The following is an 18,477-nucleotide window of genomic DNA, read 5'->3' as shown; positions in this document are numbered from 1 at the left end:
TTCGCCGTATTTTTCTTTATGAACAGTATCGGCGTTGGCCAAGCGACTAGACGGGGGTGTTGTCGAGCCGCAGTTTTGCGCTACGACGTCCCCATCAAGAGGCTGTCCAAAGCCTCGATCAATGCCTCAGTCGGCCTGTCCCAAAAGATTCCGGTTTTTCTCTGCGGCCCAATACCCCTCAGAAATAGGTAATACGCTCCGCCAAAATGGGTTTCATAGTCGTAGCTCGGCAGCCTTTGCTTGAGATATCGGTGCAGGGCGACGGTGTAGATGAGGAACTGGAGATAATAATGCTCGCGCGCCATGGCGGCGGCGAGGCGGTCCGGAGCGTAATCGGCCTGGGTGTTGCCGAGCCAGTTGGATTTCCAGTCGAGCAGGTAATAGCGGCCGGACGCTTCAAACACCAGATCGATAAAGCCTTTCATATAGCCTTCGATATGCTTGAAGTCGAGCAGCCGGGCGGCTTCGGCATAGCGGCGGTCGCGTTGAAATCGCGGATCGGCGAGAAGTTTCCGCAAAGCTTCGGAATCGCCCCCCCGCAACGCATAAGTGAATTCCATTTCGACCAGGCGCTTTTCTTCCGGCACATCGGACAGCTTGAGCCCGCTGTCGTCGAGCGGTGTTTCGAGGGCGGTTTCGATGGTCTGCCGTACGGTCGGCGTCCAGCCATCTCCGATGCCGTGAGCTTTCAATTTGCGGCGGACGAGTTCGGCTAGCCGTTCGGAATCCCGGCAGGCAAAATCCCACTCCTCCAGAATCGCGTGCAGGCAAGATCCGGCCCGAGCGCCACGCGGAAAGGCGAATATCGAATCGCCCGGCGCTTCCGGTAACTCGGATTCCGGCAGAACGTCGTAATCCGGCGCTTCGCTGTGCCGCCCGGTGGTCAGGGCCGAAAAGCTGCTCATGCGCCAGTTCGGGTAAAGCGGCGGACGCCGGAAGGGGCGAACGGCCAGGGTTGAATCGTCCTCCCGTTCCGAGCCGCGGTAGCGGACCGGACGGGTTTCGACGGAGCCTAGGCTAACGCAGCCGGGCGCCCGTTTCGCGAGGCCGCGGATGTCGGCGGCGATAAACCCGGTATCGGCTTCCAGCAGTCTTGTCTCCAATGCCGCCAGCGGATCGTCCTCCGGCGCCGTCGAGCCGCCGTGCAGCAGCCAGGCCATGGCGGTCGAGTGAAAGCCTTCGCTTTTGTCCCGCCCGTTCCGGACATTGCCCCAGACGACATAGCAGCGGTAAACGGCGCGCGTGAGCGCCACGTAAAGAAGACGCAGATTTTCCGACATTTCTTCCTGAACGGCCTGACGGCGGTTTTCCTCCAGCTTCGCCGAGCCGAGGTCCAGTACCGATTCGCCGTCGGCGTGCAGAAGCACCGACTGAGCCTTTCGCTGCCGCAGCCGTCCGTCCCAGAGAAACGGACAGAATACGATCGGGTATTCGAGCCCCTTGCTGGTGTGTATGGTCACGATCTTCACGCGCTTGGCGTCGCTTTCCAGTCGCAACAGCGCAGTTTCGTCGTTCTTAGAGGGACTCCGGATAGCGCGGCCGAACCAGCCCAGCAGCGTATCGATACTCGATTTTTTGCGGCTCTCTACCTGCAGCAGTTCGGCCAAGTGCAGGAGATTGGTCAGCCGCCGCTCGCCGTCTCGGAATTGCGGCAAATGATCGGTGATGCGGGCGTCTTCGAACCAGCGGCGGAACATCGGCATGAAGCCTTCGCTCAGCCAGACGTGATGATAGGTCTGGAAGCGGTCGAAGATCGCTTCCCAAGCATTCTCGTCCTTTTGCAGTTCCAATATCGCGTTGGCAGTATGATTCATGAGTTCCGTCGCCAGCGCGGCCTTGATCAGCGGCTCCCGCCCGGGCTGGGCGACCGCCTGCAAGATCCGTTCGAGTTCCGCCGCTTCGGGAGTCGAGAACACGTTCTCCTGCCCCTGGCGCACGCTGGGTATGCCGCAGGCCGACAGCGCGTCCTCGATCAAGCGCGCCTGGACGTGGGTGGAGACCAGTACAGCGATGTCGCCCCCGTCGAGGCTTCGCTCGCCCAGGCGCGCCTTGCCCTCGCTTGCGGCGTTGAGCAGCCGGGCGATTTCGAAGGCGGTCGCCGAGGCGGTCAACCGGCTTGCCGCGCCTTTCGAATAGGGCTTTTCCTTTCCTTTGTCGTCTTGCTCCGGCGGCAGCAAAAGAAAGCGGAACGGCTCCTCGCCGTCGTCTTCGATATCCAATACTGCACGCTGCCGTGCGGCGGGCCTTACCTCCGGATAGGGGATCTCGTCGAGCAGGAAAGGCTTCGGATGGCCGACGAACAAGGCATTGACCGCGGCGATGAGATCGCGCTCGGAGCGCTGATTGGTCTTCAGCGTGCGGCGGGTGATGCCTTCGTTGCTCCGCGCTTCGAGGTAGCTGAAGATGTCCGCGCCGCGAAACCCGTAGATCGCCTGCTTGGGATCGCCGACGAAGAACACCGGCGAGCCGCCGTCTCCGTAGATGCGGCGGAAGATGCGGTATTGGATCGGGTCGGTGTCCTGGAATTCGTCAATCAGGGCGGCCCGGTAGCGGCGGCTGACGGTTTCCGCCAGGCGTTCGCCGTGTTCCGAATCCAGCGCGCTGGCCAGGCGGTTCAGCAGGTCGTTGTAGCAGACGACTTGCAGCGCGCTCTTGCGCTGGTCCAGTTCGGCGTCGCAGAACTCGATCAGGCGCCGCTTGAGGCACTGAAGCCGGATTTCGAAATTTCGGCGCAGGGCCTCGTCCGCCTCGACCACGGACCGGCAACGTTGAAAAAAAGGATGCCGCGGTGGCTCGCAAGCTTTCTTGACGGCAGAGGCAAGGGCTTCGGGCGTCAGACGTTGAAGACCTTCCGGCAGATCGAGCAAGGGCGGGACTTCGGGTAAAACGACCGGCTGCGGAGTCTGTTCTGATGCCGGCCATCGGCCGAAAAATTCGGCCGTTTCGGCTAGCCAGTTCCGCAAGCTTTCGGGTTTGGCGCGGGTGCGATTGAAATTCGGATAATCCAGCAGCAGCGCCTCGATGGCAGTCCTTTCGGCATACCAGACTTCCGCCGCTTCGAGCACCGCCTGCCCGAACCGCGCGATGTCGTCCTCCTCGTCAGCCGGTTCGACGGGCCCGGCGATTTTCAGGAACGGCTTGCCTACATGGGGCTGAATTTCGCTCAGCCAGACATCGGGCGATTGATTTGTTTGGGCCAGATAATCGGCCCAAGCTGCGGAGGCGAGATAGACCTCCCGTCGCCAGAAATCGTCGACGATTTCCAGCAGCAAATCGGTTTCGTCCGGCATCAGCTCGCAATCGAAATCCGCTCCCGACTCGAAGGCGCTTTCGTTCAAGAGGCGCTGGCAGAATCCGTGGATGGTGTAGACCGCGGCCTCGTCGAACCCGCTGATCGCATAGCCGAGAAGGCGCCTGGCGGTCTCGGTCCGGTCGCCGTACAGTTCGATGATGCGGCGGCAGAAATCGTCGTCGCTTTCGCCGGTTTCGAAGGCGGAAAGGACCTCCCTCAACCGCTTGCGGATGCGGTCCTGAAGCTCGGCAGTCGCCGCCTTGGTGTACGTCACTACCAGAATCTGATCGACGCTGAGGCCAAGCTCCAGAATCAGCCGAACGTAAAGCCCCGAAATCGTCCAGGTCTTGCCCGTCCCGGCGCTGGCTTCGACCAGATTCAGCCCGGCGAGCTCGGCGTCGTAGATGTCGAGCTCGGGGGTATGGTCGGTGGATAGCTGGCTGGAAGGGAGCATGGGCGATTTCGTTTAATGCCGTAGAGCGCGGTGAGGAACGAGCCGCATCCTACGCCACGAAGCACTTCTCCGGCAACGACGAGAAAGATTGCGGCTAGAGCATTTTCATACCGACTGTACGGGCATTCGCGAGTAGGTCGGGAATCCTTTCCCGACACCACGTCTCGGCCGAGCGTCTTCGTCGGCAAAGGATTGCCGACCTACGAGTGCTTGAATCCATTCACCCGAGCCGAAGTCGCCAACGACTTCCGCCAAGCCTGTTTTGCCGGACGAGCGAGATGAAAACGCTCTAAAGCAACCGTTTGCGATTAGAAGGGTCGTCTTGGTGTCCCCAAGACGACCGGGAAAGCTGACGCCGTGTGGAAGGAGGGTAGTATTTGCCTTTAACCGCCGGAGTAGTGTTCGACGATCTCGACGCGCCGGTTTTTCGCGCGCCCTTCTTCCGTTTTGTTCGAAGCGACAGGCGCTATCATGCCGGCGCCCGCGGGTGTCAGGCGGTCGCGAGCGATGCCATGGGCCGACACCAGAGTGTCTGCCACGGTCTGGGCTCGTTTCTGGGACAGCGAGAGATTGTAGTCGAACGCGCCCTTGCCGTCCGTGTGTCCGACGATGAGGACCTTTAACTTAGGGTTTTCTTTCAGAAGCGCCGCCAATTGCGCGATTTGCGGTTCCGATTCCGGCTTGATCTCCGCCTTGTCGAAATCGAAGTAGATGCCGTAGATCGCGATCCGGCCGTCGCGCTCCAGCGCCTGCTGCATTTCGCTGGCCTTGACCAGCGCGATCTTGTCGGCCTCCATCGGCTTCGATTCGACGACCGTCACGGCAACATGCGGCGTCAGAGGCCGGGATTTGGTCGCCTTGGTCTCGACCCCGAGCATCCCGACGGTAACCCGGCCTTCCGGCGCATCCCGCTCCGCCAGCAAATAGACAGTGGTATCCCAGGTCGTCGGCATGCCGATCTGGCCGTTCCCGGCTTCCCAGAAGGTTGGGACCGATCCGCCGGGCGAACATTCCTTCGCGCCCTTGCAGAAGAAACGAATCGTGAATCCCTTCGAGCGCAATGCCGCCTCGTAATTGCGCATGACCTCCAGGATCGAGCGATCCGCGGGGCCTTCATATCGAATCGAGGTGAGCTTCCCGGACACGCCGATCTGCCATGCCTCGGGCTTGTCTTTTTGGCCACGGTCCAGCGGTTTGAACGGCAGCTTCAATTCTTCGTGGGCTTTCGTTTCGTAAAACGTGACAACCGACCCCTCGTAACGTCCGACCAGGGCATGATCGGCGGAACCGGCCAAATCGGTTTTCTCGGCTTGCACCGTCCCGGCAAAGAGGGCCGGAACCGCCAAAAACAAAAACAAAAACGAAATCCCCAATGGCAATCTCATGAGTTCACCTCGATTTTTTCCGCCCGATCGGGCATTTGTAATTATCCGAGTTTCCAGTGCGTCCGCCGGCAACATGGCCGCTACCGGCATGAAATCCAAGCCTTGCGTCGGCGCGATACCGCGTCCGGTTGAAAACAAGATTAGATTATTTGTGCGGTTACTGATTGTTCAGCGGCAGTTCGTAGGATGTGCCGACGATAGGAGGCGCATCGTTCGCGATTGATGCCTGTCCTGAGCCTGGTCGAAGGGCGGTTCGTTCCTCACCGCATCCTACGGCCCTTCGCCTAAAGAAGTCTGAAGCAAATAACAAAAGCCTGACCCTTTTCCTGACCCTTTTCCCATATGACCCTTTTCCCATATTGCGCCTGCGGGCTACCAACCCCATTTTAGCCTATCGTACAGCGCCGCCAATTTTCTAAAATTACTGGCGTAGCTTGATTTTTTATAATCTATCTTTTCAAGATTATTGATGAGGAATTCTTTCAATACATCTAGATCAATTTTATCGCTTGGTACGAAAGGAATGTACGCGGAAGAATTCTCGGGCGTGCATAGCTGGATAATCTCCTCTATACTTTTATGCCTATAGTTTCTAAAGAATGGCCTCGAGTACATTTTCAGTCTAAAATCCTTTACTTCTTTTTTTACAACTTTATCAAGGCATATATTGGCCAGCCTGTACTTCTCTTCACTATCAATTCCGATTGATCTCAAGTATTTAAATACTGGAATATAAGGGGTGTTCTTACTGGCGCGGGGTAGCACGTTGTCAACAATTTGTTGATGATCGAAGCCTTTGTTATCAAGCAATAGATCTTCGATTAGCTCCTCTGCACCTATCGCCGCATATCCAATTGGTGCTGGGCCCGCGTGCTCTTTTGATGCAACTCCAACTCCAACTAAAAATTCAACATCCTCTTTTGATTCAATTTCGTCGATATCCACCACGCATATCTTCTTTTCTGGCTCTGCCGACTGCACTAACTCATAAAGTTGTTCTTTGCAGTACCGCAGAACTCTTGCAGGAATTTTCCGCTTTGTTGTATCAATGGCTTGATAGACCTCTCCGAAGTTATTGGTCTTCACCAGAACCAACGGTATCTGCACACCGTTTATGGCTAGATATGTATCAGAAATAATTGGTTCTTCGCCATTAGACAAGCGCTGTACGAATATTAGATTTTTCCTTAGTTGCTCTATCTTGTCCGTGCCGATACATGAAGCAATTGCTCTTAGGAGGCTGCTTATGTTTTCATCAGAAATTGAATAACCAATAAACACAATTGGATGCTCGACAAACAGAGTTATTAATTTGGCAGCAAGATAAGTATTTTTTTCGTTAAATTCATCGTAATCCTTTTTCGTCATTACTAACGAAGACGGTTCAGTAGAGCAGCCGTGAATCTTGTAGATTTCGCCAATTTCGTGGGGATGTGAAAACAGCAGCTCTTCTTGACCTATATAAGTTCTATGTTCAGGAAAAAGCTGTTCAATAAACATATCCCAGTTCGTGGTTATGACACCATCAACATTCAGTCCTGATAATAGCGAAACTTCTTCTTTATATTCAGAGTCCATCGCTTTTGACTGATCTAGGGTTGATAGATAATTGCAGATTTCAATACGTAGAGCTGATGTTTCATCTTTCACTTTTGACTTGAAGCGCTCTACGCTTTTTTTATAATCTTCTGAGTTCCACCAGATCTCATTGAAATCTCTTGCTAAGAGAGCTGCAACGGTAGGGTAGTGCCCATTTGCAGAAGCTAGATAATACTCAAACGGCTTTCCAGTAACACAGAATCTCTCTAGAAGTCCTCTCCAATCCTCAAGACCTAAGTAGCGTCTCGAAAACCCCGATCCAACAAACAGAAATGGTCCCGCTTTTCTTGATCTAAAAATCTCAATCAATTTTGATGTTATACCCATAAATACCTTAGTTAGGTCAAAATTTCGAAACATTCAAGGTAAAATCGACTTCAAGAACGAAGCCAAATCTTAATCGGAAAATATCCAATATCTTACTTCGATAGCTACGCTCCGTATCCTTGTTCGAAGCGTAATCGTTTTATGCCGGCCTGATCGATAAACGTTAGTTTCGTGCCCCACTCCCAATAACACGGAAAAGTAATCAATATCGATCAGGCTAATTCGGGATAAAGAGGCATCGTATACACCGAATTCAAGAATCTCATCGGCAATTACCGAGATACCTCTTTCGTCATCGCCGCCAACATCGGGCTTATAAGCTCGATGGCCAGCGCCTCGAAGCTTTCGTCCAGAGGATCGCTGCCTCGATAAACCGTCTGGTAATAGGAATTCACGCTTTCGCCGGCCTGAAACTCCGACCCTTCCCAGATACTCCAGGCCTGCCTTAGCGCGTTGAGCCGGATAGCCTCCGGATCGCCGCCAAGTCTGGCCGGCGGATCGTGTATGCAGCGGGCGTAGGCATGACTGGCCTTGGGAAAGAAGGGCAGCGGGGCGGATAGTCCCTGCCAGTAGGCGTTCAATAGTTTCACGAGTTCGTTTTCGGGATCGTGGACCGCATGGAATGTGAGGGTTTGCTTGGGCGTGTGCAGGATGGATTGCGGCGTCACGTTTTTCGGGGCGATCAGGCAAAGCATCAGGTGCCGGAGCCAGAGGTCGAAGAGCTGGCGGGGGCTCGGCTCTTCGAAGCTGTAGTCGGTAAGGCCGCTAGCGCCGACTTCGGCGAGGGAGCCGATGAGGCGCAGGCCGTTCGCTTCGAAATCCACCGGCATCGGCTCGAAGCGGGGTTTGACGAGCTCCGGGAGCAGTTTGACGGCGAAGCTTTCGACCAACCGTTGCTCCTTGCCGTGCAGCGCTTCGCCGAAGCGGCCGTGGGGCAAAAGGCCCTGGGCGTCGGCGAGCAGCAGCGCGCTGTGCGGTTCTCGGTCCAGCGCCAAGGCGTTCAGGAGGTTCTGGCGGACCTGGTTTCTCGTTCGGTAATCGAGCGCAAACGGTTCGCGCACTTCGAACTCCGTTGCGGCGTCTTCCAGAACCAGGTTCAGCCGCCGACGCAGAAGATAACGGGCGGGGTTGCTGAAGAAATAAGCAAGGCCTTCCGGATCGACCGTGCGCCATTCCTCTTCGGGTTCCGGTAGAGGGCCGGAAAACAAGGGTGCGGGCTCCTGGTCGCCTCGTCCGATCAGGCGGGCCGCGGCCAGCCAAGTCGACGAATAGCCCGGCAACCTTGCGTCGTCCTTGAAGTAGCCGGGATCGAACGGTTGCAGCGGGTGCTGGGTAACGAGATGGGACTCGATGTCGCCTTCGGCCAGCTCGCAGCTTTGTTTCGCGACGTCGATGAGTTCGGACACCAAAGGGGAAGGCGGGAGTTCGGCGTTGTCGCGGACGCTGCGGCCCACATAGCTGAGATAAAACACCTCGCGCGCCGACAGCAGCGTTTCCAGGAAGAGATAGCGGTCGTCCAGCCGGCGGGAACGGTCTCCCCGGCGGGGATGCTTCGCCATCAGGTCGAAGTCGGGGGGATGGCGCTGACGCGGAAAGCTGTCGTGGTTCAGGCCGAGCACGGCGATGACCTTGAACGGCAGGCTGCGCATCGGCACCATCGCGCAGAAGGTGACCGCGCCGGTCAAAAAGCCGCCGGCGCTCGATGGCTGACACAGGCGGTCGGCGAGCCAGCGCTTGATCACCCGTATCCCGACCGGCTCGCGGAAGCCGGCTTGTTCCGAGAGTTCCCGCAGCAGATCGAGGGTGCCGCGCAGCTGGAGCAGCAGCGTTTCGTCCTCGTCCCGCGGATCGAACAGCCGGTCGATGAAGCTGTTCAAGCGCTCGACCCACTCCGTCACGGGCTGCTTCGCCTTGAACCGGTCCGCCCATTCGAACAGGGTTTCCAGAAATTCCGCGAACCGCTCCAGGATCAAGACCCGGCTGCCTTCGATGTCGTCGTAAGGCAGGGTTTCGGCGAACAGCGGAAAGCCGTCACCCGCCAGTTCCTGCGGCAGGGCATAACCCAGCATCAGGCGCTTCAGGCCGTCGCGCCAGGTGTGGCGCGGAATGTCCGGCAGCCGGTATTCGGTCTTGTGGGTCCCGTCCCGTCCCCAGCGGGTGCCGACCGCCCGCGCCCAGTGATGGATCATGGGAAGATCGTCTTCGCATAGCCGGAAACGGCGCTGTATGGCGGGTTGCTCCAAAAAGCCGAGCGTCGTGTCCGCCGCGAATCGGCTCTCCGGCAAATCGAGCAGCGAGAGAAAAGTCTCCAGGAGCGGCTGTTCGTGGGTCAAACCGCGGTCGGCGATGCTGAAGGGGATCATCGGGGCGTCGCGGCATTCGGCGAATACCGCTTCGATGTAAGGCGTGTATTGCTCGATGTCCGGCGTCAGCACGGCCACGTCGCTCGGTTTCAATTCAGGATCGGCGTCGAACAGTGCCAGAAGCTGATCGCGCAGGACTTCGACTTCGCGCATCGGACTGTGGCAGGCATGGACTTGCAGCGAGCGGTCGTCCGGCCGTACGGCCAAGCGCCCGGCGCTGCGGCGGTCGATCAGTTCCAGGATGTCGGCCTGGAGTATGTGCAGCAGCGAATCGCGCGGCGGTTCCGCCCGAAACAAGCTGTGCAGCTCGGAATGCTCGGCCACGGAATCGAAAAATTCGCGGCCTTGTTTCCCTAGCGATGCCAGCAAGGGATGCCCCACTTCCAGGTACAGATCTTCCGGCGAGCGTTCTCCGGCCACGCGGCCGATTTCCCGTTCATCCCGGATTTCGCCCCAGTATTCGCGGCAGGGATTGAGCGCGTATAGATTGATCTCGGTATGCCTGGCGAGCGCATTCAGCACGTCCAGAAAGGCCGGCGGCAGCGAGGAAACGCCGAAGATGGCGATGCGCCGCGGAAGCCGATCGGCCGCCGAGTCGGATTCGAGCGCCGTCAGCAGTTCGTTCATGAAACGGGCGCGATGGGGCGCAGCTTCCCCCATGCTCAGGTCGCGCCACAATAGGGCTTGCCAGTCCTCGTCGCCGTCCAAGGCGAGCGTTTCGCCGCGTTCCCAGGCGGCTATCCAGTCGGCCCGGTACATCAGATATTGATCGAACAGATCGGCGATCCGCTTAGCGAGTTGGAACCGGCGGAGTTCGTCTCCGTTTTGGAGATACCCGGACAGGCGCGGAGTTCGCTCCAGATTCGCGGTTTGTCCCAGCCAGTCGAAGATGCGGAAGGTGAGTACCTCGGAAGAGAATGCCGAACGCCTCGGGAGTTCGCCGAGGAATTGCCGAAGCAGGTCCCAGATGAACGAGGCCGGCAGCAGAAAACGGACGTTGGCGCAGATGCCGAGATTGTCCGCAAGGCGCAGGGACAGCCAGCGTCCCATGCCAAGGCTTTGAACGATGACGATTTCCGGTTCGAAGGGGGAGGCCGGCGGTGTGCTGTCCGCCGTCAAGAGTTCGGCGAGAAATTCCAGCTTGTCGGATTGGTAGAGGCGAAGCACGGGGCGGTCAGTTAGGTTTCGTTCTTAATACCCTCACCCTAGCCCTCTCCCAGCGGGAGAGGGAAAGATCGGTATTGCCATGCAAATAGCGGATTGCGCTTGGGCCCGCCTCGTGGGAAAGGCTCCGGCTTACGAGGTGCAGCGCCGTAGGCTGGGTCCAGGAACGAGACCCAGCATTTTCAGGAGATCAGATGCGAGATCGAACTGGGATTACGCAAAGCTCCATTCCAGCCTACGGACTTTGCCATTCCTGCGGCGCGGGGATGCCGGTTTACGCCTTGCCCAGATGAGGCCACTGATAGCCCTTGAGCAGGCCCTGCCAGTAAATCACCGGAATGATGTAGCGCTTCAACAGATACATGCTGTAGCGCTCCTTGCCCTGGTCGAAGGGAAAGGTTTCCTTGGGCTTCAGGTCGTAGTCGAATTCGGCCAGGATCAGCTTGCCGTAACCGGTGATCAGCGGGCACGAAGTATAGCCGTCGTATTTGGCTACCGGCTGTCCGCCGTTCATGACCGACAGGAGATTCGCGGTCAGGATCGGGCTTTGCGCCCGGACTGCCGCCGCCGTCTTGGACGTGGGCAGGCTGCTGGCATCGCCCAGGCTGAACACGTTGGGGTAGCGGACGTGCTGCAAGGTGTCCTTATTTACGTCCACCCACCCGCCTTCGTTCCCGAGCGGACTTTTCTTGAGGAAGTCGGGAGCGCTCATGGGCGGAACCACGTGGATCATGTCGTAGGGCTGAACGACGCTCTCTCCGGTATCGAGATTCTTGAACACGGCCTCTTTCGACGCCGGGCGCAGTTCCACCAGATTGTGCTTGAAATGAACTTCGATATTGCGCGGTTTCACCACCTGTTCCATCAGGCTGGCGGCGTATTTGGGCGCGCTGAAGATGGTGGGCGTGGCGCAGTAGTAGACGACGCGGGATTTGTCACGCAGGCCGTGCTTGCGGAAATAATCCTCCGCCAAATACATGATTTTCTGCGGTGCGCCGGCGCATTTGATGGGCGGCGGCGGAAAAGTGAACACGGCGTTGCCGCCCTTGAAGTTCCGGATGTTTTCCCAGGTGGTGTTCACGGTGTCGTAGCTGTAATTGCTGCACACCCCGTCCTTGCCTACCGCTTCCTTTACGCCCGGGATCTTGTCCCAGTCGATCTGTAGCCCCGGACAGACGACCAGGTAGTCGTAGCCGATTTCCTTGCCGCCCTCGGTTTTCAGCGAATTGTTGGCGGGATCGAACTCCGCGGCGGCATCGCGTATCCAGGTGGCGCCTTTGGGGATCAACTCGGCCATCGGTTTGACCGACTGCTCGCGAGTGACGACGCCGCCTCCGACGAACGTCCAGAAGGGCTGGTAATAATGCTTCTCGGACGGCTCGATGATGGCGACATCCGTTATCCCGGCATGCAGCAGACGGGCGGCGATGCCGAGCCCGGCGGCGCCGCCGCCGATCACTACGACACGATGATGAATCTTGCTATCCATGGGGTCTTCCTCTTGGGTGGATGAGTTTTAGAATTTATTAATCGAGATTTCTTATTTTCAGATTCATTCTCAATGATTTGGCTTGTCCGCCCAATTCTGCCTTGCATGGAGGTCCTTTGACAATGTATTCCGGTTTTGGACCGGCTGTCTGCCTGCGCGAACGTCGCCCCGCCCGGATTAGGTAAGTCTTTGTAATGGCTGAGGCCAATTTAACCTGCTATCTTCATGTGGCGGAGGAACAACACGCTTTGGGAGTTCAGTCGCGCTTTAGTTTGTTCATCAATTACAAGGAAACAATAATGTTTAAGAAACCGTCTGTAATTACCGTTTGCGTCGCTACCGGGATGATCTTTTCGGCCTCTGCTTCTGCGGATATCGTGATCAAATCGGGAGTAGGGCGCACTCAAACGGTTATGGAAGCCTCGATTCATTACGACGATTTGGGAAATGACGATATCGATTGGCCGGCGATAGCGCCGAATTACGAGGGAGATACCCAGCTCGGAGAAATGGCCGTAAAAGTAGATAACAAGACTACGTTGGTATGCGCCGTCTTGGGGAAAGGATACGATCTACAGGTTTTTACGGACGGCTCCGGAGCGCCCGTCATGCTTCCGACAGGACAGCCTCTCGTGGTGCCCGGCCATCTTCGCCATGTCATCACGTGTACCGATTCGTCGGGTTCGGAACTGTCGCGGTTGAGCACCGATGGCGATACGCCTGTCAGCTTTTCTCCGGTAGCATATCCTTGTAAATGGGCGGTCACGGAAATCATGTATGTCAAGGCGCCCGTGCTCACGGTGGGGCCAATTACCGCTCCCGGAAATACTGGAATGTTCAGTGGCGTTACAGGCGGCACCCTTACTGTAAAGGGTACGATCAATGCCTGTACCGGCCAAAATGTATTCACGAGTATTACCGGAACGCTTGCCAATTAAGCATGGATTACTAATCTCGATTTCATAATGCCTAAGGGATCGGCTTAGCCGGCTGATACAGATTATGCCGATCCCCCCTTTTCTGGCTCTGTATCTGAATACCCGTTCCCTTGCCGCAGTTGCTCTCTCCGCGTATCGGCCGTAGTGCTGCCGGCGTTGATCTCGCTCTTGGAGCATTCAGCCATCAGTCTCCTTTCGTTTCCAAGCGTCCGAATTTTGGCGCCTTGCTGGCTTTTGTCTTGCCGTAGTGCGACGAAAAGCGTTCAGGGCTTGCTAATGCCTTGTCGGTGCTAAGCTTTTTTTGTGGGCATCATTGTTGCTGAAGGCAGCAGAAAACTTTGGAAAACCGCGATGGCGCAACAAGACAAACTGGATTTAGGCGAAGAAAAGAAGAAGTCATCCAAGAGCGTTATTTTTATCGTTCTCGGAGCCATGCTGGGAACGCTCCTTGCCGTGTTCGCAGCGCTTTATTTTTGGGGGATCTTCCCACCGAAGCAGAACGAGAATGAGGCGGCTGCGGAATCCCGTGACGGCGGGGCGCTCGCGCTGCCGATGATCTATTTCGCTATCGACCCGGCTTTCGTGGTCAATTTCAAGAGCAATCCGGATGCCCGCCTGCTCCAGGTTGGCCTTAGCGTCGCTTCGAAAAATCAAGCCGTGATCGACGCGGTGAAAAAGCATTCGCCGATGATCCGCAACAACGTGCTTTTGCTGCTGAGCGGCCAGGAGCCGGCGGGGCTCAAGACGGCCGAAGGCAAAGAGGCGCTCAGGGGCAAGCTGCTCGAGGAAATCAACGCGGTAGTTTCTAAGCAAACGGGCCACAAGGAAGGCGCCGAAGAGGTTTTTTTCACCGGATTCATCATGCAATAGCCATGGCCGTTCATGATCTTTTGACTCAGGAAGAAATCGACGCGCTTCTGCACGGCGTCGACGACGGAGATATCGGAACCGAATCGGAGATCGATTTTCGAAGCGGCGAGGTACGGACCTACGACTTCACCAGTCAGGACCGCATCGTGCGCGGGCGGATGCCCACTCTGGAGATGATCAACGACCGCTTCGTCCGTCATTTCCGCATCAGTCTGTTCAATTTGCTGCGGCGCTCCGCGGAGATTTCGGTATTGGGCGTTCAGGTCCTGAAGTTCTCGGAATACGTGCACAGCCTGTTCGTTCCGACCAATCTGAACGTCATCCGGCTCAACCCCTTGCGTGGGCGTGGTTTGATGGTCATGGAGCCGACCCTGGTGTTCACCGTCGTGGACAATTTTTTCGGCGGCAGCGGTCAGTTCTACAACAAGATCGAGGGACGCGAGTTCACGCCGACCGAGATGCGGGTCATTCAGATGCTGCTCGAGCTGATTTTCAAGGACATGAAAGAAGCCTGGGCGCCGGTCATGCCGATCGAGTTCGAGTATCTGGGTTCGGAAGTGAACCCGCAGTTCGCCAACATCGTGAGTCCCGCCGAGGTCGTCGTGGTCTCCACCATACATATCGAAGTGGAAGGCGGGGGAGGCGATCTGCACATTACCCTGCCGTATTCCATGATCGAGCCGATCAGGGAACTTCTGGATGCCGGTATTCAGGGGGATAGAAGCGATGATTCGGACGACCGTTGGCGCACGGCTCTGCAAGCGGAAATCCTGGATGCCGAAATCGAGATGCACAGCACCTTGGTCGAAAAGACCTTGTCGTTGGAGGACATGTTGCGGTTGAGAGCCGGCGACGTGATTCCGATCGAAATGCCGGAGACCATTACGGTCGTCGTCGACGACATCCCCGTATTTCGCGGCAAGGTCGGGATCTCGCGGGGCAATTACGCAGTGCAGATTCTGGAGAAGATCAGCCGCGCAAGCGGGGATAAAGAACGCTTAATCGGGGTATTGGGAAGCGGAGTTGAACGAGCATGAGCGACGAATTGGAAGAATCGATCGAAGGCGCTGACGGGGGCGACGAATCCGAAGATCTAGCCGACGATTGGGCCGCCGCCCTGTTGGAGCAGCAAGAGGCTGCCAAAAAAATGGCGGAGCCTCCCCGCCAGCCGGCGGCTCCGAAACCCGAACCCGCGACCTTCGAAGATCTCGGGAGATCTCCGCCGGCGGCGGACGTGGCAAAAATCGAGGACATCAACCTGGACGTGCTGCTGGACGTTCCGGTGACCATCGCGATGGAGATAGGGCGCACTAAGATCAACATCCGCAATTTGTTGCAGCTGACCCAGGGCTCGGTCGTCGAGTTGGACCGGCTGGCGGGCGAACCCATGGATGTGCTGGTGAACGGCACGCTGATCGCTCACGGCGAAGTGGTGGTGGTGAACGACAAGTTCGGTATTCGTCTCACCGATGTCATCAGTCCCGCGGAGCGGGTGAGAAAGCTGAAATGAAGGCCCATGTCTTTGCGGTGGTTTCGTCGCTGATGTCGCCGGTTCTGCTGGCCGACACCGCTTCCGCCGTACCCAAGGCCTTGCCTTCGGTGGATATGGCGAAGAGTCTGACCGGATTGCTGGCGGTATTGGCGGTCATTTTCACTCTGGCCTGGCTGCTGCGGCGATTCGGCAGCTTTTCCCGGCTCGCGCCGGGAAGCTTTCGCGTGTTGGCCGCGGTTTCGCTGGGATCTCGGGAGCGGGTCGTGTTGTTGCAGGCAGGTGGGAAACAACTGGTGCTGGGGGTAGCGCCAGGACGGGTCGAGACCCTGTGCATCCTGGAAAATTCGGAAATCATCCCGGTCGAGAGCGGAATGCCGTCGGCCGGGGCCTCGTTCGCCGAACGCTTGCACGAGTTGACGGGGCGGCGATCATGAACCGTCGGCCGTACTTCGCTCTGACGTTTCTCGGGATGATCGCGGCTCTATTTGCGTTGTCGATTCCCTCGGCGCAAGGCGCTCCCGGCATCGAGGCTTTCACCGTGGCCGCCAACGGCCAGGGCAGCCAGACCTACACGGTCACGATACAGGTTCTGGCGCTGATGACGGCGCTGACCGTGCTGCCCTCGCTGTTGCTCAGCATGACCTCGTTTACCCGCATCATGATCGTCCTGGCGATCTTGCGGCAGGCACTAGGCGCCGGTCAGACGCCCAACAATCAGGTACTGCTCGGCATTTCGCTGTTTCTGACCCTGTTTACCATGCTGCCGGTGTTCGAGCAGGTGAACGAACAGGCCCTGCAGCCTTATATGAAAGAACAGCTGGCGCCGGGCGCGGCCCTCGAACGAGCCGCGGTTCCGTTCCGCCAGTTCATGCTCAAGCAGACGCGGGAAACCGATTTGGAGCTTTTCGCGCGCATATCCGGCAAGCAGGACATCGCCAGTCCCGAGGCGACGCCATTTTCCTTGCTGGTGCCGGCCTTCATGACCAGCGAGCTGAAGACGGCTTTTCAAATGGGATTTCTTTTGTTCCTGCCGTTTCTGATCATCGATCTGGTGGTGGCCACCATACTGATGTCGATGGGCATGATGATGCTGTCGCCCATGATCGTTTCGCTTCCCTTCAAGCTTTTGCTGTTCGTCCTGGTGGACGGTTGGGCGCTGGTGGTCGAGACGCTCGCGGCGAGTTTTTTCGTCGAGTAGGTCTTTACAGCAGGTATTAGAGCGTTTTTCATCCCGGTGTACGGATTCGTGTGGGGTGGGAAGAGCGTAGGTCGGCAATCCCTTCCCAATCGCAAACGGCATCTCTGGGAGCGCCAGAGCTGCCCTTCCGACAAAGCCCTTTGCCGAGCCAGTACGTCGGCAAGGGATTGCCGACCTACCTATGGGGCTCCCTTACACCGAATCAGAAAATGCTATAGGGAAGAGATGCCGGGATTACCCGTCATTCCGGCACGGATTGCTCGCCCCTTCCCTGGGGCTCGTCCTTCGGACCGTGCTCCGCACGTCCAAATTTGCTCCAGGCAAATTTGTGCCGGACAAACCGGCAGGACAGCCGGTTTGCACGGCGAGAGCCGCTCGGAGGGTGCCGGGCAGGATGGCCCGGCATGACAAACCGGCAGGACAGCCGGTTTGCACGGCGAGAGCCGCTCGGAGGGTCCCGGGCAGGATGGCCCGGCATGACAAATCGGCAGGATTGCCGATTTGCACGCGAAGCGCCCGTAGGGTGCCGCACAGGATGGCCCGGCATGACAAATCGGCAGAGGATTGCCGATTTGCACGCGAAGCGCCCGTAGGGTGCCGCACAGGGACTGTGCGGCATGAATCCAGAGGCCAAGGATGGCGAGGCGTCTACGTCCCTGTAACCTGGACCCCGGCATTCCTTGCCGGGGTGACGATATGGTTTGACTTTCATTACGAACAGTAAATGACACCCGAAACCATTGCCGCCCTGGGCCAGCAAGCCATGACCGTCACCATGCAGATCAGCGCGCCCATGCTGCTGGTGGCCCTTGCCGTCGGACTCGTGATCGCCCTGTTCCAGGCCGCCACCCAGATCAACGAGATGACCCTTACGTTCGTGCCCAAGCTCATCGCCATGGCCATCGTGCTGATGCTGGCCGGACCCTGGATGCTGCAACTGCTGATCGATTACACCCGGTCGTTGATTCGCAGCATACCCAGCCTGATCGGTTGAAGTCTGTGCAGTTCAGCGAAAGCCAGCTCCTGACTCTGGTCGCCGGCATCGCATGGCCTTTCTTGCGCGTTAGCGCGCTGTTTCTTGCGATACCGGTCTTTACCGGCCATATGGTGCCGGTCCGTGTCCGCGTCATGCTGGCGGCGTCCGTCACCTGGCTGATCTCGCCGATGTTGCCGGTCATGCCCGATGCGGAACTATTCAGCTTGTCCGGTTTCTGGATCGCCGTTCAGCAATTCCTGATTGGTCTCGCAATCGGTCTCGTTCTGCACCTGGTTTTCGAAGCCGTCGTTTTCGGCGGGCAGAGCGTCGCCTACAGCATGGGACTGGGTTTTGCGTCCATGGTCGATCCGCAGACCGGCGTGCAGGTTCCGGTCATCGCCCAGTTTTATCAAATCTTGGCGACGCTGCTGTTCCTGGCCATGGACGGACATCTGATACTGATCCGGCTGCTGGTCGACAGCTTTCAAATGCTGCCGGTCGGGTTCGAAGGTTTGAGTGCCGACGGAATGCGGCGGCTGGCGCTCTGGGCGAGCCGCTTGTTTGCTGCGGGAGTTCTGTTTTCCTTGCCGCTGGTAACGGCCTTGCTGTTGGTTAATCTGGGGTTCGGCGTAGCCAGCCGTGCGGCGCCCCAGCTCAATATTTTCTCGGTCGGATTCCCGGTCAGCTTGGGGTTGGGACTGTTTCTGATCGGCATTACCGTGCCGGACGTCCTAGGCCTTTTTTCCGGTTTTCTCGATGAAGGCTATCTACTGATGAGCGCGATTCTGCAGTAGGACTAATTCGATTCGGTATTCGAATGGGCATTAATCGTAGGGTGGGTTAGCGCAGCGTAACCCACCGATCCGAGGTCGCTCGGTGGGTTTCGCTTCGCTCTACCCATCCTACAAAAATGAATTCCTGTTGAAAGCG

The 18,477-nt window shown here is 57.6% G+C and carries 13 protein-coding genes; 8 read left to right on the top strand and 5 right to left on the bottom strand.

From position 1 onward, the window contains the following. Positions 1-80: 80 nt before the first annotated feature. The 5 genes from recB to ACWJJK_RS18290 all read right to left on the bottom strand — a co-directional run bounded on the left by recB (position 81) and on the right by ACWJJK_RS18290 (position 12,073). A complete protein-coding gene (gene recB, locus ACWJJK_RS18310) occupies positions 81-3,746 on the bottom strand; it encodes an exodeoxyribonuclease V subunit beta (RefSeq protein WP_156879657.1) in 3,666 nt (1,221 codons plus the stop codon). 383 nt (positions 3,747-4,129) lie between these two features. After that, positions 4,130-5,131, bottom strand: coding sequence for an OmpA family protein (locus tag ACWJJK_RS18305; RefSeq protein ID WP_077730411.1), 1,002 nt, complete (start codon positions 5,129-5,131; stop codon positions 4,130-4,132). A 372-nt stretch (positions 5,132-5,503) separates the two neighbouring features. Beyond that, positions 5,504-7,039, bottom strand: coding sequence for an SIR2 family protein (locus ACWJJK_RS18300; RefSeq protein WP_454128347.1), 1,536 nt, complete (start codon positions 7,037-7,039; stop codon positions 5,504-5,506). Between the two features lie 290 nt (positions 7,040-7,329). After that, positions 7,330-10,587, bottom strand: coding sequence for an exodeoxyribonuclease V subunit gamma (gene recC / locus ACWJJK_RS18295; RefSeq protein WP_454128346.1), 3,258 nt, complete (start codon positions 10,585-10,587; stop codon positions 7,330-7,332). 271 nt (positions 10,588-10,858) lie between these two features. Continuing rightward, positions 10,859-12,073, bottom strand: coding sequence for an NAD(P)/FAD-dependent oxidoreductase (locus ACWJJK_RS18290; RefSeq protein WP_156879655.1), 1,215 nt, complete (start codon positions 12,071-12,073; stop codon positions 10,859-10,861). 299 nt (positions 12,074-12,372) lie between these two features. Here ACWJJK_RS18290 and ACWJJK_RS18285 point away from each other — a divergent pair, with 299 nt between their 5' ends. From ACWJJK_RS18285 to fliR, 8 genes are all read left to right on the top strand, one after another. Further along, a complete protein-coding gene (locus ACWJJK_RS18285) occupies positions 12,373-13,011 on the top strand; it encodes a hypothetical protein (RefSeq protein WP_139841202.1) in 639 nt (212 codons plus the stop codon). A 351-nt stretch (positions 13,012-13,362) separates the two neighbouring features. Then, the gene (locus ACWJJK_RS18280) at positions 13,363-13,881 is read left to right on the top strand and encodes a flagellar basal body-associated FliL family protein (protein WP_077730348.1); all 519 of its coding nucleotides are present in this window, start codon (positions 13,363-13,365) and stop codon (positions 13,879-13,881) included. Between the two features lie 2 nt (positions 13,882-13,883). Then, complete coding sequence (gene fliM, locus ACWJJK_RS18275; RefSeq protein WP_077730349.1) at positions 13,884-14,918, top strand: flagellar motor switch protein FliM; 1,035 nt, start codon at positions 13,884-13,886, stop codon at positions 14,916-14,918. Beyond that, entirely contained in the window at positions 14,915-15,391 is a 477-nt protein-coding gene (gene fliN / locus ACWJJK_RS18270) for a flagellar motor switch protein FliN (RefSeq protein ID WP_086135748.1), read from the top strand. The genes fliM and fliN overlap by 4 nt, the downstream gene beginning before the upstream one ends. Then, entirely contained in the window at positions 15,388-15,807 is a 420-nt protein-coding gene (gene fliO, locus ACWJJK_RS18265) for a flagellar biosynthetic protein FliO (RefSeq protein ID WP_077730351.1), read from the top strand. Before fliN ends, fliO begins: the two co-directional genes overlap by 4 nt. A gap of 35 nt (positions 15,808-15,842) precedes the next feature. After that, positions 15,843-16,571, top strand: coding sequence for a flagellar type III secretion system pore protein FliP (fliP, locus tag ACWJJK_RS18260; RefSeq protein ID WP_077730412.1), 729 nt, complete (start codon positions 15,843-15,845; stop codon positions 16,569-16,571). Positions 16,572-17,295: 724 nt separating this feature from the next. Then, a complete protein-coding gene (gene fliQ / locus ACWJJK_RS18255) occupies positions 17,296-17,565 on the top strand; it encodes a flagellar biosynthesis protein FliQ (protein WP_077730352.1) in 270 nt (89 codons plus the stop codon). 5 nt (positions 17,566-17,570) lie between these two features. Then, positions 17,571-18,341, top strand: a complete 771-nt coding sequence (gene fliR, locus ACWJJK_RS18250) for a flagellar biosynthetic protein FliR (protein WP_086135002.1) — start codon at positions 17,571-17,573, stop codon at positions 18,339-18,341. Positions 18,342-18,477 lie beyond the last annotated feature (136 nt).

Source organism: Methylocaldum gracile (assembly GCF_053646815.1).
Note: the sequence above shows the minus strand (reverse complement) of the source record. Positions and strands in the feature narration are given on the sequence as shown.